At 40.9% G+C, this 22,360-nt stretch carries 16 protein-coding genes; 14 read left to right on the top strand and 2 right to left on the bottom strand.

Annotated elements, in window-relative coordinates; translation table 11 throughout:
- Positions 1 to 345 precede the first annotated feature (345 nt).
- The 3 genes from NQT65_RS03560 to NQT65_RS03550 all read left to right on the top strand — a co-directional run bounded on the left by NQT65_RS03560 (position 346) and on the right by NQT65_RS03550 (position 6,412).
- Complete coding sequence (locus tag NQT65_RS03560; RefSeq protein WP_256850530.1) at positions 346 to 3,369, top strand: coiled-coil domain-containing protein; 3,024 nt, start codon at positions 346 to 348, stop codon at positions 3,367 to 3,369.
- Positions 3,370 to 3,433: 64 nt separating this feature from the next.
- Entirely contained in the window at positions 3,434 to 4,525 is a 1,092-nt protein-coding gene (locus NQT65_RS03555; RefSeq protein ID WP_029773797.1) for a hypothetical protein, read from the top strand.
- Positions 4,526 to 4,534: 9 nt separating this feature from the next.
- Entirely contained in the window at positions 4,535 to 6,412 is a 1,878-nt protein-coding gene (locus tag NQT65_RS03550; RefSeq protein WP_256850529.1) for a hypothetical protein, read from the top strand.
- Positions 6,413 to 6,515: 103 nt separating this feature from the next.
- On the opposite strand, the gene moeA is transcribed toward NQT65_RS03550, so the two are convergent.
- Positions 6,516 to 7,730 (bottom strand): molybdopterin molybdotransferase MoeA, encoded by a 1,215-nt coding sequence (gene moeA, locus NQT65_RS03545; protein ID WP_256850528.1) that lies wholly within the window; start codon positions 7,728 to 7,730, stop codon positions 6,516 to 6,518.
- A gap of 47 nt (positions 7,731 to 7,777) precedes the next feature.
- Between moeA and modA the strand changes: the two genes are divergently transcribed.
- Genes modA through NQT65_RS03530 form a run of 3 tightly spaced genes read left to right on the top strand, consistent with a single transcriptional unit; the run spans position 7,778 to position 10,233 of the window.
- Positions 7,778 to 8,530, top strand: a complete 753-nt coding sequence (modA, locus tag NQT65_RS03540) for a molybdate ABC transporter substrate-binding protein (RefSeq protein ID WP_256850527.1) — start codon at positions 7,778 to 7,780, stop codon at positions 8,528 to 8,530.
- Entirely contained in the window at positions 8,517 to 9,203 is a 687-nt protein-coding gene (gene modB, locus NQT65_RS03535; protein WP_256850526.1) for a molybdate ABC transporter permease subunit, read from the top strand. Before modA ends, modB begins: the two co-directional genes overlap by 14 nt.
- Positions 9,196 to 10,233 carry an ATP-binding cassette domain-containing protein gene (locus tag NQT65_RS03530; protein WP_256850525.1) on the top strand — a complete coding sequence of 346 codons (1,038 nt, stop codon included), beginning with the start codon at positions 9,196 to 9,198 and terminating at the stop codon, positions 10,231 to 10,233. Before modB ends, NQT65_RS03530 begins: the two co-directional genes overlap by 8 nt.
- Before the next feature lie 37 nt (positions 10,234 to 10,270).
- On the opposite strand, the gene NQT65_RS03525 is transcribed toward NQT65_RS03530, so the two are convergent.
- Positions 10,271 to 11,029 carry a HesA/MoeB/ThiF family protein gene (locus NQT65_RS03525; protein WP_256850524.1) on the bottom strand — a complete coding sequence of 253 codons (759 nt, stop codon included), beginning with the start codon at positions 11,027 to 11,029 and terminating at the stop codon, positions 10,271 to 10,273.
- A gap of 286 nt (positions 11,030 to 11,315) precedes the next feature.
- Here NQT65_RS03525 and NQT65_RS03520 point away from each other — a divergent pair, with 286 nt between their 5' ends.
- From NQT65_RS03520 to moaB, 8 genes are all read left to right on the top strand, one after another.
- Entirely contained in the window at positions 11,316 to 12,785 is a 1,470-nt protein-coding gene (locus NQT65_RS03520) for a NarK family nitrate/nitrite MFS transporter (RefSeq protein WP_004587746.1), read from the top strand.
- Between the two features lie 13 nt (positions 12,786 to 12,798).
- Complete coding sequence (locus tag NQT65_RS03515; protein WP_256850523.1) at positions 12,799 to 14,538, top strand: bifunctional protein-serine/threonine kinase/phosphatase; 1,740 nt, start codon at positions 12,799 to 12,801, stop codon at positions 14,536 to 14,538.
- 9 nt (positions 14,539 to 14,547) lie between these two features.
- A complete protein-coding gene (locus tag NQT65_RS03510; RefSeq protein WP_256850522.1) occupies positions 14,548 to 15,741 on the top strand; it encodes an alginate export family protein in 1,194 nt (397 codons plus the stop codon).
- Positions 15,742 to 15,969: 228 nt separating this feature from the next.
- On the top strand, positions 15,970 to 17,496 hold the full coding sequence (locus tag NQT65_RS03505; protein ID WP_138685167.1) for an FAD-dependent oxidoreductase: 1,527 nt from the start codon (positions 15,970 to 15,972) through the stop codon (positions 17,494 to 17,496).
- Between the two features lie 21 nt (positions 17,497 to 17,517).
- Entirely contained in the window at positions 17,518 to 20,208 is a 2,691-nt protein-coding gene (locus NQT65_RS03500; protein WP_256850521.1) for a nitrate reductase, read from the top strand.
- Between the two features lie 16 nt (positions 20,209 to 20,224).
- Positions 20,225 to 21,196, top strand: coding sequence for a GTP 3',8-cyclase MoaA (moaA, locus tag NQT65_RS03495; RefSeq protein ID WP_126006709.1), 972 nt, complete (start codon positions 20,225 to 20,227; stop codon positions 21,194 to 21,196).
- A 1-nt stretch (position 21,197) separates the two neighbouring features.
- Entirely contained in the window at positions 21,198 to 21,824 is a 627-nt protein-coding gene (locus tag NQT65_RS03490; protein ID WP_256850520.1) for a molybdenum cofactor guanylyltransferase, read from the top strand.
- On the top strand, positions 21,821 to 22,360 hold the full coding sequence (moaB, locus tag NQT65_RS03485; RefSeq protein WP_256850519.1) for a molybdenum cofactor biosynthesis protein B: 540 nt from the start codon (positions 21,821 to 21,823) through the stop codon (positions 22,358 to 22,360). The genes NQT65_RS03490 and moaB overlap by 4 nt, the downstream gene beginning before the upstream one ends.

The following is a 22,360-nucleotide window of genomic DNA, read 5'->3' as shown; positions in this document are numbered from 1 at the left end:
TATCTGACGCATTTACTTGAAGAATATTATTAACAAACTAAATTAAATGTAATATTCACTTAATATAGTGGATATATGGTACGCCAGAGCGATGCTTCTTAATGGTTTTAACATATGTTATTGAAAAATAGTAAAGCCTATGAAGAAGCGTCGTTTAAATTTAGGTAAAAATTTGTACTTGAAATGTATAAAAATGTAGCAAAAACTCATTACTTAATGTTACTTTAATCAATAAGTAACAAAGGTTGTTATTGTGTGTCTGTTTATGTTTTTTTGTAAACTTTCACGCGTATATTTAATAAAATAATTTTCTGATACTCATTGCAGGCTATCAAGGAGAAATAAATGGCACAGCGTATGACTAAAATTACCCCAATTGCAGCATCTGTTGCACTTACACTAGGTTTAGCGGGTTGTGGTTCAGACAACGACAGAAACACTTACGTTCCTCCAGTTGAATCTGTTACTTCATCTGATGACGCTCAATTTAACGTAGAAATAACAGGTAAAGCTGTTAAAGGTGCAATGAAAGGTGCCGTTGTTAGCGTGATGACACTTGATGAAACAGGGCAAAGTGTTCCAGTTGCATTTAGATTAGAAGCATCAGCAGAAGCTGAAACGTTTACCGGCGAAGCAACTTCTCAAGATGCGGCAGATGCGGCTGTAGAAGCTAGCAAAATAGCAGGTAACCCAGATGCGCTAGTAACCGGCGATAATGGTAGCTACAGCATTTACCTTGAAGATGACTTTACAGGCCCTGTATATATTACAGTGACTACTGCTGAAGAAGGCGATGATAGCTTCTTACGTTGTGATGCTTACGTTGGTTGTGGAACTTACGATGATGCGCCAGAAGCAGATGACGTAAACGATGGCGATACTAACATTGAGTTTGGTGAATGGTACAAAGCCGACCTAGAGCTTTCTGTTGTTAAATATGTAGCTGCAGCAGAAGCCGACTCATCTGATACGAGCGGCGCAGCAGGCGATGCAAACGTAGCACGTTCGTTTAAAGCTAACGTAACATTTTTAACTACGCTGGTTGCTCAAGCCCTACTTGAAGCCGAAGGTGAAGTTGACGCTGATGCTATTGCATCAACAAGCTTAAATACAGTGATCCAAGTTTTTGGACCGGATGCAGCGGTATTATTATCAGCGCTTATTGGTGACTTATCAAACGGTGGTGCAGTAGATTTAAGTGATGTAGACGGTGAAGAAAGCCTTTCGCAAGGCGTGTTGATGATTGCACAGCTGTCGTCTTCGGTTCAAGGTTTACCATCAATTTCTGATACTATAGCGAGCATTAAAGCTGGTATTGCAGCAGGTACTTTAAGTACAACTGATATTGCAGCAACCTTACAAACAGCCGTTTCTAGTACTGCAAGCGTGTTTGTAGCTATTGCAACGGGTGATGAAGATGCTATTAAAGCGGCATTAGAAGCAGCCTACTTAGCAAATAACCCTAATGCATCAGCTGCTGATATTGCTACATTTGCACAAAACTCCGCTGGTATTGCAGCTAAAGCAAAAGAAGCGAAAGACAACGCAGTTAAAAATGGTGCGGCAACCGATGCAGAGCTGGCAGAACTTGCAGGTACTGTGCAAGAAGCTCTAGAAGAGCTGGGTTGTACTGGCGATGAGTGTGTTGCAGGCGATGACTTTTTTGCAGATTTAGCAGTTGCTTTATCAGCGCAAATTGATGCATCTTCTACTGAACTTTCTGCTCTTCAAACATCTATAGATACTGCTGAAGAAATGCTTGCTGATGTTCAAGACATGGGTGATGCCGTAACTGACGCAGCTACTGCAATTGAATTTGTTGCGGCTGTAGCTGCACTTGAAAATGAAGCTGAAGCAGCGGATTTAGCAACGGCAACAAACAAGGTTTATGTGCAAGCACAAGGCTATGTTAGCACTGCGTCTTTACTTGTAGCTCAAAGCTCTGACTACCAAGGCATAGAGGATTCTGCAACTGCACTACAGGCATTAGCATTAGTAGAAGTAGAAAACGTAAGTACTTACGATGCAGCACTTGCGCAGTTAGTACTTGATGCAGAAGCCGCTATTACTGAGTATGAGATTGAAGTAGAAGCCGCTAAAGAAATTGCTTTGAATACTGCAGATGTTGCAGATGAAAAGAAAACCGCTGCTAATAATGCAGAAGCTGCTTCAACAAGTGCACTTGTTGATGCGCAAGCTGCTGTTGACTCGGGTGACGATGCACAAGCAACTGTTGAATTAGTTGATGCTGCGGTAATTGCTGCGTCAGATTTTTCTGCTGCTGTAGATGCACTAGAGCTTGCGATTGAACAAGCACTAGAAGCAGCAACTGAATATAAAGCTGTAGCAGTAACTGAAGCTGATATGGCTGAAGCTGCTGACTTAGTTGAAAGTGCAGAAACGATGGCAGAAGCTGCTGAAACTCAGGCTGAACTTGCAAACGAGCAACTTGTAACTGCGCTTAGCCTTCAAGCAGAAGCAGAGCTGGCGGTTGCAACGGCATCTGTTAAAGAAACATCAGAGTCTCTTTCTACGATGACAGTATTAACAAGTACCGGTGGTGATGCACTTTACGACACAGCTGAAGTGTTATTTGATGTATTTGAAGAGCTTGCCGATATGGATAACTCTGGTGAAGGTACTTCAACAACGCATCCTGAATGGGCATACGACTACAGCTTAGATGATTTAACGCTAATGCTTACTAATGCGACGACCGGTAGCGAAATTACAGCGTCTGCAGCGTATCAAGATAACCAATTGGTTGTTGCTTGGGGCGGCATGCTAAATACCGAAACCGATGCAACTGTTGAGCTTGTTACGGGTGATGTAGCCGCAGATGCACTTGAAGAGTGTCAAGCATTTGCTGATGGTACAATTACTGACTCTACGCAAATTGATTCGTGTTTAGTATTTACGTTTGACGGTGATGTGAGTGCAGATACCGTTGATGACGCTGAGCTTACGATGACGCAAGCGTGGAACCGTGTTGAAATTATGGACGGTGACTCAGACTTTATGGGTACACTTAACTTAAGCGGCATGGAAGAGACAGACATGGCTATGCTAGAACTAGCAGGTATGTCTGGCGACTTAGACTTTAGCGTAATGTCTGAGGTGGATAGCAGTGGTGATGAAGACATGACCATGCTTGAAATTAAAGTAAATGGCGACGCTGCAATGGGTTACACGCTGTCTATGTCGGGTACTGAATCAGCTGGTTACATGGGCGATGTTAAAGCTATGTACGATGGCATGATGATGACCTTTGGTACAGCAACTAAAGTAACAAACGGTGTTTCAATTACTTACATTGATGATGAAGTAATTGAGTACACAGATGTGACTTTAATTGACTCATCTAACTAATACTTAAACTATAAAAGGGAAAAGCTGTGTGCTTTTCCCTTTTTTTATAGAAAGCGATTAAATTATGAAAAAAAAAATTCTCTTGTTAGGATTTTCAACTGCTCTACTTTCACCTCTAGCTTCTGCAAATAATCAATTTCAAATATTTACTCACTTTGACGCCGAAATTTACACTGAGGCACAGCCAGTACAAGCATTTGTAGATGATTTTGACGAGCCTATTAAGTCTGGCGACAGTGCATTTACTTATAATATTTTTGAGATTGGCGTGGGTTACAACAATTTTAAAGTTGGTTTGCAGAGCCGTTATGACTACGTACTTAATTTTGATCCCGATACTGCACTTTATACTTATTTAGAAAAAAACGATTTACCCTTTGAAGAGCGTTTTTACACGTATCAGCTAGATGCTAAGCAAGTGACCTCTAATGGGGTGTTTGTTTCATACGATTTTAAATTTTTAGATAAAAACGCGCTAACTATTACACCAAAAGTGTCTGTTTTTGCCAGTACACATTTTCAAGATGCCTCAGTAGATGGGCGAGTGTTTAGTGACGATGTAGAAGGCAGCATTACTGCTGATTATAATTTTTCGAAAGATATTTTATTTAAAAAATTTACTCCCTCGCAAAACCCTGAAGGCCTAGGCTATAGCTTAGATATTTTTGCTGATTGGCAAGTAAATGACGATTTAAAAGTAGGGCTAAGTGTAAAAGATCTGCTTTATAAAACTGACTTTGATGATACCGGCGCGGTAAAAGGGCAAACAACAGAAATCCCTTTCAGTGAAGATGAGAGTGGTAATGTTACCTCTACTCCGACTGTTTCTCTTCAAACATCTGCTTTTGGTAATACCCAGTCGCACACACTTGATATGGAAATGCGTATTACCGCCTTTGCCGATTATCGAATTAACCGCCGGTATTCAACGGCGCTTACAATCAAGCAGTACGACGAAGATACATTTAGTCAGCTAAAAGGGCGTATCCATTTTTGGGATCATTGGAAGGTACAAGCTGGCTATGAAACAAAAAGTGAGGCGTTTTTAGTCGGTATTGAAAACGAGTACTTTGGTCTTAATTTACAAACCGACAGCTTAGATTTAGATAAAGCTTATTATGCGAATGTAAATTGGTACATGAACATTAAGTTTTAAGGAATGAAGATGTTAAAAAAACTTTTACCTTTGTCAGTTGCTCTAGCGCTTAGTGGCTGCGGTGGCTCTTCAAATGACAGTAGTGACGAAGCGGTTGAAATAAGCGTAGCATCTACCTCTACCGTAAATTTTTATGTACCTCAGTGGCAATCAGCCAAAGGTACGCTTAATCAATTAGACAGCCAAGGCAATGTGGTTGAGTCTGTCGCGGTCGAAAACATAAATACCGCCAGCGTGAGTGTATCGCCTCTTAATTTTTATACATTTGAATTTATACCTGACGATAGCGCCTTGCCATGCCCACGCTTTACAGGCTGCGGCAGAACGCTTCGCGGCGATGTAAACGATATAAACGAAAACCGTTTAATTGATTTTGAAGAGATAACTGGCGTTAATTTAAACTATGCCGCCCGTGCCTATGTTGCGCCAGGCGTTAATGAGGTGTTTTTCTCGCCATTGAGCACCGCAATTACGAATGCAAATGTTGACGCGACCCTTGCAAGTTTATCTACGAGTCCTTTTTATCAGCTTACACATAGTAGCTTGAGTAATACACTAGAGGCAGAAATTGTTGCTAACGCATTTACGTATAGCGCTATCATCGCTGGTGTGTCTGTTGAAGGCTTTGATTTAGCCACTGCATTTGATGATTTTATCACCCAGCAGGATGATACAAGTGCTTGGCAAACTTACAGCAGTTTAGCAGATCAATACATTGCAGATAACCTTTACAGTGAACAAGGTAATGGTTTAATTCAAAGTGTAGCTGGGCAGGTTAAGCAAACTATTGCGAGTGTGGCTAGTTATAACAATTGGCAGCAAAAAGTTGAAACTGAGCAAGCATTAGAGTCACGCGAATTACTCGAAAATATAAGAGATGCGCTAGGTGTTATTCGCTTACAGGACACAACCTACGCTGATGATTTAGACGCGAAGCTTGAACAACTAGAAAGCGCACTTGATGATGATACGCAGCAAACTATTACTGTGCTTGCTGAGGTGATTAATGAGGTACTCATAAATTACTCTCCACTTGCAGAAGTATCTGCGAGCGAAGGGCAGTACACGTTACGTAATCTTGATATTAGCTATTCAACCTCACCCTACGAATGGCTAATTACCGGTACCTATGATGGCCTCCCAGTAAATATAGACATGTCTATCCCCACATTTAGAATAAGCGGTGTACTTGGTGATAAAATAGAAGGGGTAATGAGCGCTTCTGTTATTAATGGCGATACGCGCTTAGATGTAGATGTAAGTGAACTGCTGGTGGAATTTGATGGGGTAAGTGAGCAAAGTGAATTATTACCCGATGCACAAACAGGCATTGCTAATATTACCACTGATGTAGTCATTGCTAAGCAATCAGGCGAGCTTACTGGTGAGATATCATTAGATCTAAATCGATTTGTTACTGCGTTTGCACAGGAAGTTACGTCTTTATCTGCCTTTGATTTTGCTGGCCAATATCAAAGTGATATTCAAACTACGCCTTTTCATATTACAGCATTAGAAGCTTCGCCACTGACGGGTGAGGAAAACGATGATTTAATGTTTGGCCTAGAACTGGCTCTGCCATTAGGTGGTGCGAGTGACTTTAGCTTAGCGTATGTAGGTGATGTTATTGATTTATCGCAGCTTACTAGTAGTGATGTATTTATTAGCGTAAAGCAAAAAGCCTTAGATTTACGCATTAGAGAAGTAAATAGCAATATTAGTTTAACCGCAAAAGGTGAAAACGGTCGCTGGCTTGATGTAAAACAAGCTGGCAGCAACTACAGCGGTGGCTTGTACTTAGGCGATACAAAAATTGCGGATGTAACCGCAGTACGTGGTATTCCTGGGGTATTATTTCCTAATGGAGATTTTGAGTCGTTATTTTAATAGCGGTTTAAACCTAAACTTAAGCCCAGCAAGTTGCACATACTTGCTGGGCTTTTTTATTACTCGTGCTTATATACTACCTAACTAAGCAAATTGGCATAAGTTATAGTAGCTCTATTTCTACGGTTTCGTCTTTTGCAATATTGCCATTTTCTGCGGGCACCACAATAAGGCAGTTAGCGTGGCTAAGCGATGAGAGTACCCCCGAACCTTGCTTATTTATAGGCGTTACCAACAGGTTATTGTTTTCGTCGGTACTGGCAATACCGCGTTGAAAGTCGGTACGGCCGGGGCGCTTTTTAATCAGCGTTGTGGTGGTTGCTTTTAAACGTAACTTAGCAGTATGTTCATTTCCTGAAAGCTTTGTAAGGGCAGGCTTTACAAGTCGCTCAAGCGTAACAGCTGCCGATACGGGGTTACCTGGTAAACCAAAAAAGTAGCTGTTAGGTAATTTACCAAAAGCAAAGGGTTTGCCCGGTTTCATGGCAATTTTCCAAAAATGGATATCGCCAATTTCATTTAATACTTCTTTAGTAAAATCGGCTTCGCCAACCGATACACCACCAGAGCTTATTACGGCATCGGCTTGCTCGTTTGCTTTTAAAAACGTGTTTTTAATGAGCGTTTTATCATCGGCAATTATCCCAAAATCAATCACTTCTATACTGTTATCATTAAGCTCGCTTAATATAACAGCGCGATTACTTTCATAAATAGCTCCTGCAGGAAGTGCATTGCCAGGCTCTATAAGTTCATCCCCTGTAGAAAAAACCGCGACCTTTAGTGTTTCATATACACTTACTTGGTTAATACCAATAGAGGCAAGTAAGCCTACATCGACTGCTTTTAGTTTTCTGCCCGCTTTAAAAACAACACTATTTTTTGCAATATCTTCACCTGCAAAGCGCACATTATTATTGAGCTCAATATGACCTGTAAATGTTATTTTGTCGTTATCTACGCTGGCGTTTTCTTGCATAACTACCGCATTAGCGCCAGGGGGCAGGGCAGCGCCGGTCATAATTCTAACGCATTGCCCAGGTGTTAAGGTGTTTTTAAAGGTTTGCCCAGCAAATACACTGCCTACTTGCTGATAAGTTGTTAGCCCTTCGCTTAGGCAAAGTGCATAGCCATCCATTGCCGAATTATCGTGAGCAGGCACATTTATATTGGATTTTATATCGCTTGCTAAAACACGGCCAACACTTTGCATTATTGAAATGGTTTCTGCGGCTTTACTAAAGTTAATAGCGCTTAGCATGTTACTAATTGCGGTTTCTACTGGTAATAAACCAGGTGCATTGCATACATCGTTCATATATATTGTTTTTTATAATGTGTCTGATTTTTAAAACAATACTTATAATGTTAAAGCTTTACAATACATGGTGTGGTTATTTGTTATTACTGTTAGTGGTATTTAGCAATCCTCTTAACGCAAAAGAAACGCTGCACATAGCCGTTGCGAGCAATTTTAAACCTGTGCTGCAAACGCTGGTAACTAACCCGGCCCTGAAAAATATTAATATTAAAATATCAGCTGCTTCTAGCGGCGTATTACACTCTCAAATTATGCACGGTGCACCGTACGATATTTTTTTATCAGCCGACGCTTCACGCCCACACGCACTAATCAAAGACGGCTTTGCACTTAAAAATAGCTTAACCACCTATGCGATAGGTTTATTAGCGCTGTGGCAGCCAAGCAACTCAGTTATTAATCATAAATTAGCCATTGCTAATCCGCGGTTTTCGCCATATGGTCAATCATCGGCGCATTATGCTAAAAACTATATAAAAACACCGTATGAATTTGTGTATGCAAATAATATTACCCATGCGTTTCAATTTGTAGAAACAGGCAATGCCGCTAAAGGCTTGGTCGCGTTATCTACGTTAAAGTCGGCGTATCGCAAAACTAAAAATAAAAAATATTTAAATTACACGCTTATCGAACCTGAAAAATACCCTGAAATAACGCAGCAAGGCGTTATCATAAGCGCTACTAAGCATTTAACGGCAGCTAAAAAATTTATGGCTTTTTTAAATGACTCCTCAACCGCAAAAACATTATTAGAGCTTGGCTATAAAGCAAAGGAAAGTGATGTTAGCAAGTGATGTAACAGCGCTGTGGCTTACAATTAAACTTGCCTTTATAACGGCTGCTATTTTGTTGATTATATGCATTCCGCTTGCATGGCAGCTAGCCAGTTATAAAGGTAAGTTAAAGCCTATATTAGAAGCACTTATAGCAATGCCTTTAGTGCTGCCGCCTACGCTAATGGGCTTTTATTTATTGGTATTGTTTTCACCTACTCATGCATTTGGCCAGTTTTGGTTTTGGCTAACGGGTACGCAGCTCGCGTTTAGTTTTCATGGGGTGGTTATTGGTTCGTTATTTTACTCTCTCCCTTTTGTGATGCAGCCATTACTAGCGGGCTTTAAACAAATAAATACTACTTATAATCAAGCTGCTATTGCCTTAGGAATAAGTCCATTTAAGCGTTTTATGTATTTAACGTTACCGCTTTTAAAGCCAAGCATAGGCAGTGCCTTTGCACTGGGCTTTGCCCATACATTGGGAGAATTTGGTTTAGTGCTAATGATTGGTGGCAATATACAAGGCGAAACCCAAGTGGTGTCTATTGCGTTGTACGACCATGTAGAGTCGCTTAATTATGGGGCTGCGCACCAATTGTCGTTGGTATTGCTAGCAATCTCGTTTGCGTGTTTAGTGTTGTTGTTTAAATTTAATAAAACCGTGATAAACGGAGCTGCTAATCGTGCTTAAAATACAGTGTCATCAACGTTTGGACGATTTTGAATTACATGTTGATTTAGCTATAAATCAATTTGATATTTTAGGGGTGTTTGGCCCTTCGGGCTCGGGCAAATCGAGCTTATTACAGGCGATAGCAGGGCTTACTACGGCGCAAAATGTGTGTATAAATAATCATAATATTACCCATTTAAAGCCCGATAAACGCCTACTTACTTTACAGCTGCAGTCGTGCCCGTTATTTCCACATTTAAATGTGATGGGTAATTTACTGTTTACTCACAAGCATTGTAAAAATAAAAGTAATAACCTAACGCCTGATCAGGTAATTGATTTATTAGCACTAAACCCATTACTAAATCGTGATGTGTCTGGGCTTTCGGGCGGGGAGCGCCAGCGCGTAATTTTTGCAAGAACACTACTAAGTGGGCAATCTGTTGTTTTACTTGATGAGCCATTTAGCGCCTTAGATTGGTCAACGCGTTTTACTATGTTGGGGGCTGTTCAACAACTTAATAAATCCCATGGTATTAAATTTATTATTGTTAGCCACTCTTTAAAAGAGCTACTTTATTGCAGCGATACATTACTTCATATAGCGAAAGGCAACGTGCTCCAGTGCGGTGCAACACAAGAAGTGGTGCAAAGTATTTATACAAATAAGAGCCAAACGCCACTTAGTATACTTAGTTATAGTAAGCCTGAATTTAATGATGCTTTTGGTCTATACCAGCTTACTCTTAGTAATAGCCAACAGCATTTATATGCAGTGCCTTCGCTGGTAAAACAAAACCATAAGTTAATTATAGAAAGCAGCCAAATAACCTACAACAAAGTAAAACCAATTAACGAGAGCAGTGCAAACGTGCTAAAAGGTATGCTTGAAAATGCCCAGCAGCTTGATGAGCAATGGCTGCTAACTGTTAACGTAGATACGCAATTACTGTATTGCGCGGTGTCTAAAAGGCAATGGCAGCAAAGTGCTGTAAGCCTAGGCGAGCAGATTTATTTGACAATAAATAACCTAGAAACGCTAAATTAGGCTCTAAAAAGCAGTCATGTATTTACCATGTACTAAATTAAGCGCTGCAAACAGGGCAGTGCTTATTTTTAACAATATTAAAACGGTTAAACTCCATACTCAAACCATCTACAAGTAATAGCTGCTCGGTGAGTTTACTAGGCAGTCCTGCAATAATTTTAAGTGCTTCAGTCGCTTGAATACTACCAATAAGCCCTACAATAGGGGAGAGTACGCCTGACTCTGAACAGCTTTGAGTTTGTTCGCCAAAGAGCTGTGACACACACCCGTAGCAATGGCTATTAGGCGCCATTGTAAAGCAAGCTACTTGTCCTTCTAACCTTATGGCAGAGCCCGAAACCAAGGGCGTACGGGTGTTATAGCAGGCGCTGTTGAGCAAATTACGTGTTGCTAAGTTATCAGTGCAGTCAATAACTACATCTACTTTGCTAAGTAGTTTTTCAAGGTGCGAATTTTCATTTAAAAATTCATCAATAGTGTGGATCTCTATTTCATCATTTAACTGAGTTAACTGTTTTTTTGCACTGTTGGTTTTTAAGCACCCAACATCACTTTGTTTATAGAGCACCTGCCTTTGCAAGTTAGTTGCATCAACCACATCGTTATCTACAAGCGTTAAAGTACCTACGCCCGATGCCGCTAAGTACTGCGCAACTGGGCAGCCTAATCCACCTAACCCCACAATAAGAGCATGACTTTGCCATATTTTTTCTTGTCCATCTATATCTAGCTGAGGAAGCATAATATGGCGAGAATAGCGTAATTGCTGCTGATACGTTAAAGGGGGTTTTTGCATTAATGAGTTCTCATAATTTTTTTTAACAATACCAATTAGTTAAAACCTAGAGCAAGTAAAGCTTAAAAATTCTTTGCACTGTTTACGCCCAACAAAGCTGCTTAAATAGTGCAAAGCGAAATAAACATTAATTCCCAAAAATATAAGTGACTGAAAAACCTACCTATTAATTGTTGGCTTAGTAATTGCTGAAAGCGGTTAACGTTAATTTAACAATCGTCGCAGTGTTATTACTACCAAAGTCGTACTCACTGCTTAAAATAATAATCGTTACAAGGAAAAAAACATGCAACCGAGTTCTGGGTTTAATCTCATATCGTTTAGCGGAAAAATGAAAATACTACATTTAAGCTGGATGGTGTTTTTTATCTCTTTTTTTGTATGGTTTAACCATGCTCCATTATTAGGGGCAATAGCGGGCTCGCTAGGTATAACTATGGCACAGGTAAAAACGCTGCTCATTTTAAATGTGGCCTTAACCATTCCCGCGCGTGTTGTTGTTGGCATGCTGACAGATAAATTTGGCCCGCGTATTGTTTATGCCGCTTTACTTATTTTATGTAGCATACCGTGTTTTATGTTTGCTATGGCCACCACATTTGAGCAAGCCGCTATCGCGCGTTTTGCACTAGGCTTTATTGGAGCAGGCTTTGTAGTGGGCATTCGTATGGTGAGCGAGTGGTTCCCGGCTAATGAGCTTGGTACAGCAGAAGGTATTTATGGTGGCTGGGGTAATTTTGGCTCGGCTGCCGCTGCCATGTTACTACCTGTATTAGCGCTTATGTTTGGCGGCGACGATGGCTGGCGCTATGCCGTTGGTTTAACGGGCGTACTTAGCGTTATTTTTGGTGTTATTTGGTACATAAACGTAACCGATACACCAAAAGGGGGGACGTACTTTAAGCCTAAAAAAGTAGGCGCAATGGAAGTAACCAGTAAAGGTGACTTTGTATTATTGCTTATTATGAAATTACCTATGTATGGCGCACTGGCATTGCTTACTTGGAAGTTGTCTCCTACAGGCGCTAATTTAATTTCTGCCAATTTTGTTTTAGCCGTTTATGCATTTTTAGTGCTGTTATACGCTTACGAGGTATATAAAACCTTTGATATAAACGGACATATCTTTAAACAACCCGTGCCAGAATCACACCGCTACGAATTTAAACAAGTAGCTGTACTTAATATTTTATATTTTACCACCTTTGGCTCAGAGCTGGCCGTTGTATCTATGCTGCCATTATTTTTTATGGAAGTGTTTGGCCTAGATATGGTGTACGCAGGTTTACTCGCCTCTGCTTATGCGTTTATGAATTTAGCCTCGCGCCCAGGTGGTGGTTGGATCTCAGATAGAATGGGTCGTCGTAAAACACTTATTGTTCTTACCTCAGGGTTAGCTGTTGGTTACTTTGTTATGGGCTTAGTTGACGCTAGCTGGCCACTTTGGCTTGCAGTAGCTGCTGCCATGGCGTGTTCGTTCTTTGTGCAAGCTGGTGAGGGAGCGGTTTTTGCTGCTGTGCCACTTATTAAACGCCGCTTAACAGGGCAAATTGCAGGTATGACAGGCGCTTACGGTAACGTTGGCGCGGTGGTGTATTTAACGGCGCTCTCATTAGTGGATTACCAAACTTTCTTTATGATTATTGCTGCCAGTGCATTGTTAGGTTTAGGGGCGTTATTTTTCATGAAAGAGCCAGATGGGCACATGACAGAAGTAAACGAAGATGGCTCTGTTGAACTTATTTCAGTGACTTAAGGCAGCGTTAACCATGTTTGATGAAACCCAACACGCTCAAGTTCGTAATAATACGCTAGATGTTTCTTTTGGTGGGCACAGTGCCGCGGGTATAAAAGATGAAAATCAAGATGCGTTTGCTGCTTTAAATACTGAGCACGAACAACAAGAAACAAAAGGCGCTATTGCGTGCTTAGCAGATGGGTGTTCATCGGCTAAAAATGCCAAACAAGCATCGCAGCTCAGTGTTACTCATTTTATAAATGAGTATTTAAATACACCCGACAGCTGGGCGGTCAAAAAATCGGTTTCTAAGGTTTTAGCTAGCTTAAATCAGTGGTTATATTCGCAATCAGTCAACTATAACCACTTAGGGCAACGCCAAGCAGATTGGATGACCACCTTTACGGCGCTTATATTAAAATCAGCTACGGGGTATATATTTCATTTAGGCGATACTCGCATTACGCGTTTACGCGATAATCAAATGGAAGCGATAACGCGGGATCATAAAGTAAATGATACGCTCACTCGTGCTTTAGGCGCGCAGTCACATCAAGAAATTGATGTTTACGAAGTTGACCTAAAAGCCGGTGATATTTACATACTGACTTGCGATGGTGTGCATGATGTATTGCCCTATAGTGAAATTGCCAACGAAATAAACGCCCATAACAACTTAGAGCAGGCAGCAAAGGCCATTACCTCACGCGCTATAGCACAAGGCAGTGATGATAATGTGAGTTGTTTATTAGTGAAGGTAAATAGCATTGCGCAGCAAAATCTAGATGAGCTTTATCAATCGTTAACGCAGCGAAAAATACCACCCGCATTAGAAGTTGGCCAAATAATTGATGGATATACGGTTATTCGTAAAATCAACGAAAGCAGTCGATCGCACATTTATTTGGTACAACAAGCACCTGATGCACCTCCCGTTGTATTAAAGGCACCCTCGGTTAATTTTGAAGACGATATACATTACCTTCAAGGCTTTATACGCGAAGGGTGGGTAGGGCAACGTATTAATCATCCTAATGTAATGAAGGTTTTAAATACGCAATCGCAAAGCCGATTTTTATATCATATTTGCGAGTACATGGACGGACAAACCCTCAGTGACTATAAGCACGACGTCCCTTATTTAGAAATAGCTCAAGTGCGCAGTATTGTAGAGCAAATAGTGCATGCGGTAAGGGCTTTTCAGCGATTAGATATGGTACATCGTGATTTAAAGCTCGATAACGTGATGATAGATGCTCACGGTAAAGTTACGTTAATTGATTACGGTACTGTAAGTGTTGCGGCTATGGATGAGTCGGTTAAGCAAATAGCCGATGACTGCCCGCAAGGGACTATAGATTATACGGCTCCTGAAACACTTATTTCGCTGCATGCCGATTTTAAAAGCGATATGTTTTCGCTTGGGGTGATTGCTTATGAGTTATTGTGCTCGAAGCTGCCTTATAAAACATTACCGGCAAGTCATACCCCTATTGATTACAGCCACTGGCAATACACAAGTATTCGCAAGTACCGAGCCGATATACCCTTTTGGTTAGATCAGGCTTTAATGAAAGCACTTGCGCCAAAACCAGCGCTCAGATACCAGGCATTTTCTGAGTTTTTAACAGATATTAGTAAACCTAATCCACATTTACAGAGCTCAGCCAACAAAATTTCAATAATGAAACGCGATCCAGTATTACTCTGGAAGAGCATTTCGCTGTGTTTATTTATCATTTTATTGTGCGTGCTCATAATTAAAAACTAAGAGACCAACATGTTAAATTATAAAAATAACTTACCTATTATTTTAATGATAGGGTGCATTGCTGCGCCTTCAATTAGTGTTGCAGCGCAAACCGACCTTAATTTTAGGCTGCGTTATGAAAGTGCAGAGCAAGATAACGCACTAAAAGATGCCAGTAGCTTAACGCTGCGTACACGCCTTACTCATAAAACCGATGAAGTGAATGGCTTTTCTGCTTTATTAGAGGTCGAAGATAGCCGAAGCCTATTAGGTGTAGACGATTACAATAATACGCTGGGTAAAAATACTAATTACTCAGTAATAGCCGACCCTGAAATCACAGAGGTAGATCAGGCTTTTGTTAAGTACGCAAAAGATGCGTTATCAATTAAAGTAGGTAGGCAAGTAATAGCGCTTGATGGACAGCGCTTTGTAGGCCACGTTGGCTTTAGGCAAGACAGGCAAACCTTTGATGCTGCAACAGTAAATTACACCTTTAATGATATTAACTTGCACTATAGCTACATAAGTAAGCGCAACCGAATATTTGCCGATAGCAAAGATATTGATGCATCCGATCATCTTATCAATGCAAGCTTTAAAACAAGCCTAGGTAAGGTGGTTTTTTACAGCTATTTATTAAGTGACGACGCAATAGATAATGACAGTTTAGATACTTATGGTGTGTCTTTTAATGGTAATAAAACGCTCAGCGATATTAAATTTTACTATAAAGCACAGTACGCCACGCAATCTGCATCAACGAGCATGAGTGATTTTGACGCTGATTATTATGCATTTGAAGGGGGGATAGATTTAGGCGGTTTAGGCATTGAAACCGTTACATTAAAAGCCGGTATTGAGTCACTGGGCTCTGATAACGGCGATTATGGTTTTGCCACGCCGCTTGCCACAATGCATAAATTTAATGGCTGGGCCGATACGTTTTTAGCAACCCCAGCACAAGGGCTTGATGACACTTATGTAAGTTTAAATGGTAAAGCATACGGCGGTAAATGGCTGTTGGCGTATCACAGCTTTGATGCCAACGATAGCGCCAATGGTGTTGATGATTTAGGCACAGAGCTAAACGTACAATACGTAAAGCCTATTAATAAAACCTATGCCGTAGGTGCAAAATATGCCGATTATTCAGCAGGCGATAGCGCGGCAGGCAAAGTTGATACCCAAAAACTGTGGGTATGGGTAAGCGCTAAATTTTAAGTCTTTAACTTAAACCCTCATTATTTAATTTAAAGCGTTACAAGTTGGTGCAATAGCGCCAGCTTGTGGTGCTTTCACTTCTTTTTTACTGCATTAACTTAGTTAAGCTATTGAAATATATTGTTTATATATCTGGCTTGCATATTGCTATAACCAACACATAATAAATTATACATTTAAAGTACCCATCTAAAGTTAAGTGTATTTTAAATCAAACAGGTGATTTTAATGCCAAGCAAGCAGCGTGTTGTAGTTGTCGGAAATGGAATGGTTGGCCATCATTTTGTACAACAGCTAGTATCACAACAAGGTGATACTCAAAATATGGAGATTACCGTACTCAGCGGTGAAGACCGACTCGCTTATGACCGCGTACAGCTTTCGTCTTTTTTTAAAGGCAAAACCGAAGATGATTTAGCGCTTACCTGCAGTAAAACCTATCAAGATTGGCAAGTGTGCTTTCATACTCATTCTAAAGTGGTTGATATAAACCGCGATGCAAAAACAGTCACTACTGCAAAAGGCAAAACATTTGAATACGACAAGTTAATATTGGCTACTGGTTCATTTGCATTTGTACCACCGATTCCTGGAAAAGACCGTGAGCATTGCCTAGTTTACAGAACCATTAACGATTTACACGCCATAAAAAAATCTGCACATGCCAGCAAAGTGGGCGTAGTAATTGGCGGCGGTTTATTAGGGCTTGAAGCAGCCAACGCGTTAAAGCAGCTTGGCTTGCAAACCCATGTAATAGAATTTGCACCACAACTTATGGGCGTACAAATAGATGGTGCTGGTGGTCGAATGCTTAAAAATAAAATTACCGAACTGGGCGTTACAGTGCATACATCAGTGGCGACAGAGCAAATTATAGAGGGTGAAAACAGCCGTTATAAAATGTGCTTTAAAGGGGGGCAAACCCTAGAAACCGACATGATTGTATTTTCGGCTGGTATTCGCCCATACGATAACCTAGCTCGTGAGTTTAATTTAGAAATAGGTGAGCGCGGCGGCATCGTAATAAACAACCATTGCCAAACGAGTGATAAAAACATATACGCCATAGGCGAATGCGCCCTTTGGAATAACTTTATTTTTGGCCTTGTAGCACCGGGCTACGCGATGGCAAAAGTAGCGGCGGGGCATGTTTTACAACAGCTGTCTTCAAACAAAGATTTACACACTACCTCTAACAATTTCTCAATTAGTGCTGATGAATTTAGCGGTGCCGATATGAGCACCAAGCTTAAATTAATGGGTGTTGAAGTGGGCTCAATTGGTGATGCCCATGCACGCAGTGAAGGCGCAATTAGCTATTACTTTGAAGATCAACTAAGCGGTATTTACAAAAAAGTAGTCACTAATGAGCAAGGCAATAAGCTCATAGGTGCTGTACTGGTTGGCGATACCAGTGATTACGATAATTTATTGCAGTATCACTTAAATGGCATTGAGCTTAGCGTGCCGGCAGAGTCATTAATAATGCCGCTTGCAGGTGACGCGGGCGAGCTAAACGCTGATGATTTACCACGTGATGCCATTATTTGTGCGTGCCACAAAGTGACAAAACACACTATTGAACAAGCGGTTATACAAGGTTGTAGCGATTTAAATAAAGTGCAGCAAGCCACTAAAGCAAGTACGGGTTGTGGAGGCTGTGAAAAACTAGTGCAAAGCGTTATTAGCAGTGCACTTAATAATAAAATAGCCACGCTAACCCCAGTAGATGAGCCTGTATCCCAGAGCGCTTAACGCAAATAATAAGAGAGCAGTATGGAAACATTAAACACATGTTCAAACACACCTTTGCTTAAACAAACCACTTGCGCTTATTGTGGTGTAGGCTGTGGGGTTGATATTTCATTATTAAATAATACCCCAACAAAACTTGAAGGCACGCGCGAGCACCCAGCTAATTTTGGCCGTTTGTGTGTTAAAGGCACCCATCTGCTTGACACCATTGGCACTGATAATCGCTTAACATCGCCCCTTATTGATAACGAACCCGCCAGCTGGGATACGGCAACTGATTACGTTGCCAACAAATTTAACGCCATTATTAAAGAGCATGGGCCGGAGTCGGTTGCGTTTTATGTATCGGGGCAGTTACTGACTGAAGATTACTACGTTGCCAATAAATTAATGAAAGGCTACATAGGCTCAGGCAATATAGATACAAACTCAAGGCTGTGTATGTCATCGGCGGTTGCCGGTTATAAACGTGCGTTTGGTGAGGACGTAGTACCATGTAACTACGACGATTTAGAGCAAACGGAGCTACTTATTTTAATTGGCTCAAATGCAGCGTGGACACATCCGGTGCTTTACCAGCGTATGGAGCGCGCAAAAAAGCTTAATCCAAACATGAAAGTAGTGGTTATCGACCCGCGAAAAACCGATACAGCCGAACTTGCCGATACCTTTTTAAATATAAAACCAGGCAGCGACGGCGCACTTTATAACGGCTTACTTACCTATTTAAGTGAACATAACTATTTAGATACGCAATTTATAAACGCGCATACAAACGGCTTTGAAACAGCGCTTGCAGAGGCTAAAAAGTGGAGTGTAAAAGCGGTCAGTGATTTTTGTGATATCGATGCGCAGCTAGTCAGTGACTTTTACGCCTTATTTGCACAAAGCCCAACCGCTATTAGCTTTTATTCAATGGGTATTAACCAATCAAGCTCAGGGGTTGATAAGTGTAATGCCATTATAAATGCGCATTTAGCGTCGGGCAAATTGCTAAAACCTGGATGTGGCCCGTTTTCAATAACGGGGCAGCCTAATGCTATGGGTGGGCGTGAAGTAGGGGGCTTGGCAAATCAATTAGCAGCACATTTAGACATTGAAAACGACGCGCACCAACAGTTAGTTCAGCGTTTTTGGCAATCGCCAACAATAGCTAAAAAAGCAGGGTGTAATGCGATTGATATGTTTGATGAAATCGCCAAAGGGAAAATAAAAGCTATTTGGATAATGGCAACCAACCCGATGGTGAGCCTACCTAATAACGCAGCAATTCAACATGCACTTGAGCAATGTGAGCTGGTGGTTGTGTCTGACTGTATTGCTAAAAGTGATACGCTAAAATTTGCTAATGTGGCGTTTCCATCTACTGGGTGGGGTGAAAAAAACGGCACAGTGACTAATTCAGAGCGCAGAATATCGAGGCAGCGCCCGCTAGTTGAGCCATTTTCGGGGGCTAAAAACGATTGGCAAATAATGTGTTTAGTTGCCCAAAAAATGGGTTTTGAAGGATTTGACTTTACAGACCCCAGTGGCATTTTTGAAGAATGGGCGCAACTGACTGATTTTGAAAATAACGGAGATAGGCTATTAAATTTATCAGCCTTAGTGGGGCTTTCGCAGCAGCAATACGATAACTTAAAACCGGTTATGTGGCCGGTACTAAAAAATGAGCCATATAAAAACGGGCAGGTTTTTGTTAATAATCAATTTAGCACCGCAGATAAAAAGGCCCGCTTTATACCTATAACGCCCAAACTTCCTGTGCAACAAACCTCAAGCGATTACCCGTTTGTAATGAACTCAGGGCGAATACGCGACCAATGGCATACAATGAGTCGCACCGGAAAAAGTACAGCCCTTTCGACTCATATAACGCGCCCATATATTGAAATAAACCCCATAGATGCCTGCAAATTAAACATAAAAGCAAACGATTTAATAACTGCCAATGCTAAAACAGGGCAAGTGACGGCTCATGCAAAAGTGACGAAGGCTGTGCGTAAAGGCGAATGTTTTATGCCTATTCACTGGAACAAGCAATTTGCCTCATCCGCTACTGTAAGTAGGCTTTATCAATCGGTTGTTGACCCTATTTCGGGCCAGGCTGAGTGTAAGCATGGTGCTGTTGATTTAGTTAAAGCGCAGTTTGCTCAGTACATGCAAGTTTTTAGCAAAACAGAGCTTAAAATAACCAGTGATTTTTGGCTTAAAGTTAACGCAAGTAATTGTGTTAACTATCAGTTAGCGCTCAATGAGCCGCAAAATGATTTGCTTTATTATTGCCAAACACTGACTGGGTTACAAGGGCAGTGGTCGGCAATGGGCAGTGCAAAAGCAATGCATATTCAATGTATGCAAAACCAGCAGCTAGTGTTTGTTGCGGTTATTTCGTCAGCTCAAAAAGACATATCACTTGAGTGGATAAATCATTTATTTGCAGAGCCTTTAATAACCTTTAGCCAATTACAGTCATTGCTGTATGCCACGCCCGATGAAGAATTTACCCAAGGCGCGCAAGTATGTAGTTGCTTTAAAGTACGTGAGCAACCCATTATAAACGCCATTAAAAGTGGTGAAAATACAGTAGAACAATTGGGGTCTAAACTAAAATGCGGCACTAACTGTGGGTCGTGTAAAACCCAGATAAGCCAATTAATAAAGCAGCATACTACGCAAAACGCTAACAGTATTGATGTTGCAGTTGAAATGTAAATAAACAAGGAAGCATATGCTTAATGATCAATTTGGTCGGCAGTTTAACTATTTGCGCCTCTCAATTACCGATGTGTGTAACTTTAGTTGCACCTATTGTTTACCAAACGGGTATCAGTGCGATACCCCGCGTAACTTTTTAAATAAAAACGAAATAAACACCTTAGTAAATGCATTTGCTTCACTTGGCACAAAAAAAGTGCGCATTACGGGCGGTGAGCCGTGTTTACGCAGTGACGTAACCGAGATTATAAAGCAATGTAAAAACACCCCAGGCATAGAAAAAGTCGCCATAACAACCAATGGTTTTAACTTATTTAATAAAATTGATGAGTTTTACAGCGCTGGCCTAGATGCGCTAAACATTAGTATAGATAGCTTAAACCCGAGCATGTTTAAATTAATTACAGGACACGACAAGCTAACTCATATTTTAAAAGGGATAGACCGGGCAATTGAGCTGGGCATAAAAGATATAAAAATAAATGCAGTGCTGGCTAAGCAATTTAATAAAAACCAATTAAATGATTTTTTAGACTGGGTAAAACATAAAAAAGTAACGGTACGCTTTATTGAATTAATGGAAACAGGTAATGGTGCCACCTTTTTTGAACAAAATCATTTAAGCGGGCTAAGTGTTAAAACGCAGCTTTTAGCACAAGGTTGGTTACAGGTAGTGAGAGGTAAATTAAACGGCCCTGCAGAGGAGTTTTGTCACCCCGACTTTGAGGGGCGCATTGGCTTAATTATGCCCTACAGTAAAGATTTTTGTAAAAGCTGTAACCGATTAAGAGTATCGTCATTAGGCAAATTACATTTGTGCTTGTTTGCCGAGCAGGGAATAGACTTACGCCCGCATTTAAATGTGCAAGATACGCCAGCCACTGTAAATGCGATTCAAGCAGCAATGGGCAATAAAACTATTAGCCATGAGCTTGATAAGCGCTTAACGGGCGCCACAACCCATTTAGCTATGTTGGGCGGCTAAAATGAGTAATAAAGCCGTATTTACGGGGGTTGTACTCGCCGGAGGTCAATCATCAAGAATGGGCAGCGATAAAGCCAACCTCATTTTAAAAAATAAAACCTTACTGCAAAATGCATGTGAGTTATTAACAGCAGCAGGAGCAAGTGATGTACTTATAAGCCGTAATGTACAAAGTGCTACTGCGCAATACATTGCAGATATATACCCAGATTCTGGCCCGCTTGGGGGGATTTATTCAACCTTAATGGCTACAGAGCAGGATATACTTATCACCGCTGTTGATATGCCATTGCTTACTTGCACGTTATTATCGCAAATTGCATCTGCAGCAAGCGATAACCCTTACTTTCAAACAAATCAGCCACAAATACATGCGTGGCACTTTGAAAATGAACCGTTACCCCTGTATATTCGTAACACCCAAAGCGTTAAACGTCATTTAAAACAATTACTCATAAACGCAAATAGTCATAAGTCAATTAAACAGTTTACCCGTAGTATTGGGGTGCAAACGCTAAAATGTAATAAAGCGCACGCACTTGTTAATACCAATACACCGGCGCAATTTAAAGCTGTTAACGAGCAATTTGACCAACACAAACCTAATTTATTGAGAAGAACCCTATGAGCCACACAACTGAGTCACAAATCGCATTAAACATTGCCGTAATGACAGTAAGCGATACACGCGATGAAATTACGGATGCTTCAGGCCATTATTTAATTAAAGCCCTTACTGAAGCTGGCCATCACTTAGCTGATAAAGACATAGTTAAAGATGATGTTTACCAAATGCGAGCAGTTGCATCGCAGTGGATCGCCGATGACACCATTCACGCTATTTTAGTAACCGGTGGTACGGGCTTTACTGAGCGCGACTCAACACCAGAGGCATTTGCACCGTTGTTTGATAAAATCGTAGATGGATTTGGCGAGCTATTTAGACATATTTCGTACGGCGAAATTGGTAACTCAACTATTCAATCACGTGCGTTGGCGGGCCTTGCCAATAACACCGTTATTTTTTGTATGCCTGGCTCTACAGGCGCATGTAAAACAGCCTGGACAGGTATTATAAAAGATCAGTTAGACTCAATGCACAAGCCATGTAACTTTGCACCGCATATTACTATTGGTAAAAAATGCGAATCGCGAGAGCAATAA

The sequence above is a fragment of the Pseudoalteromonas agarivorans genome (assembly GCF_024518735.1).
GTDB classification, from domain to species: Bacteria; Pseudomonadota; Gammaproteobacteria; order Enterobacterales; family Alteromonadaceae; genus Pseudoalteromonas; species Pseudoalteromonas atlantica.
The sequence above is the reverse complement of the archived record's forward strand: the minus strand, read 5'-3'. Positions and strand labels throughout refer to the sequence as shown.

Bases quoted from the DNA above. Each gene is read 5' to 3' on its own strand.
- NQT65_RS03560 (WP_256850530.1), top strand. From the start codon at position 346: ATGGCACAGCGTATGACTAAAATTACCCCAATTGCAGCATCTGTTGCA.
- NQT65_RS03555 (WP_029773797.1), top strand. From the start codon at position 3,434: ATGAAAAAAAAAATTCTCTTGTTAGGATTTTCAACTGCTCTACTTTCA.
- NQT65_RS03550 (WP_256850529.1), top strand. From the start codon at position 4,535: ATGTTAAAAAAACTTTTACCTTTGTCAGTTGCTCTAGCGCTTAGTGGC.
- moeA (WP_256850528.1), bottom strand. From the start codon at position 7,730: ATGAACGATGTATGCAATGCACCTGGTTTATTACCAGTAGAAACCGCA.
- modA (WP_256850527.1), top strand. From the start codon at position 7,778: ATGTTAAAGCTTTACAATACATGGTGTGGTTATTTGTTATTACTGTTA.
- modB (WP_256850526.1), top strand. From the start codon at position 8,517: ATGTTAGCAAGTGATGTAACAGCGCTGTGGCTTACAATTAAACTTGCC.
- NQT65_RS03525 (WP_256850524.1), bottom strand. From the start codon at position 11,029: ATGCAAAAACCCCCTTTAACGTATCAGCAGCAATTACGCTATTCTCGC.
- NQT65_RS03520 (WP_004587746.1), top strand. From the start codon at position 11,316: ATGCAACCGAGTTCTGGGTTTAATCTCATATCGTTTAGCGGAAAAATG.
- NQT65_RS03515 (WP_256850523.1), top strand. From the start codon at position 12,799: ATGTTTGATGAAACCCAACACGCTCAAGTTCGTAATAATACGCTAGAT.
- NQT65_RS03510 (WP_256850522.1), top strand. From the start codon at position 14,548: ATGTTAAATTATAAAAATAACTTACCTATTATTTTAATGATAGGGTGC.
- NQT65_RS03505 (WP_138685167.1), top strand. From the start codon at position 15,970: ATGCCAAGCAAGCAGCGTGTTGTAGTTGTCGGAAATGGAATGGTTGGC.
- NQT65_RS03500 (WP_256850521.1), top strand. From the start codon at position 17,518: ATGGAAACATTAAACACATGTTCAAACACACCTTTGCTTAAACAAACC.
- moaA (WP_126006709.1), top strand. From the start codon at position 20,225: ATGCTTAATGATCAATTTGGTCGGCAGTTTAACTATTTGCGCCTCTCA.
- NQT65_RS03490 (WP_256850520.1), top strand. From the start codon at position 21,198: ATGAGTAATAAAGCCGTATTTACGGGGGTTGTACTCGCCGGAGGTCAA.
- moaB (WP_256850519.1), top strand. From the start codon at position 21,821: ATGAGCCACACAACTGAGTCACAAATCGCATTAAACATTGCCGTAATG.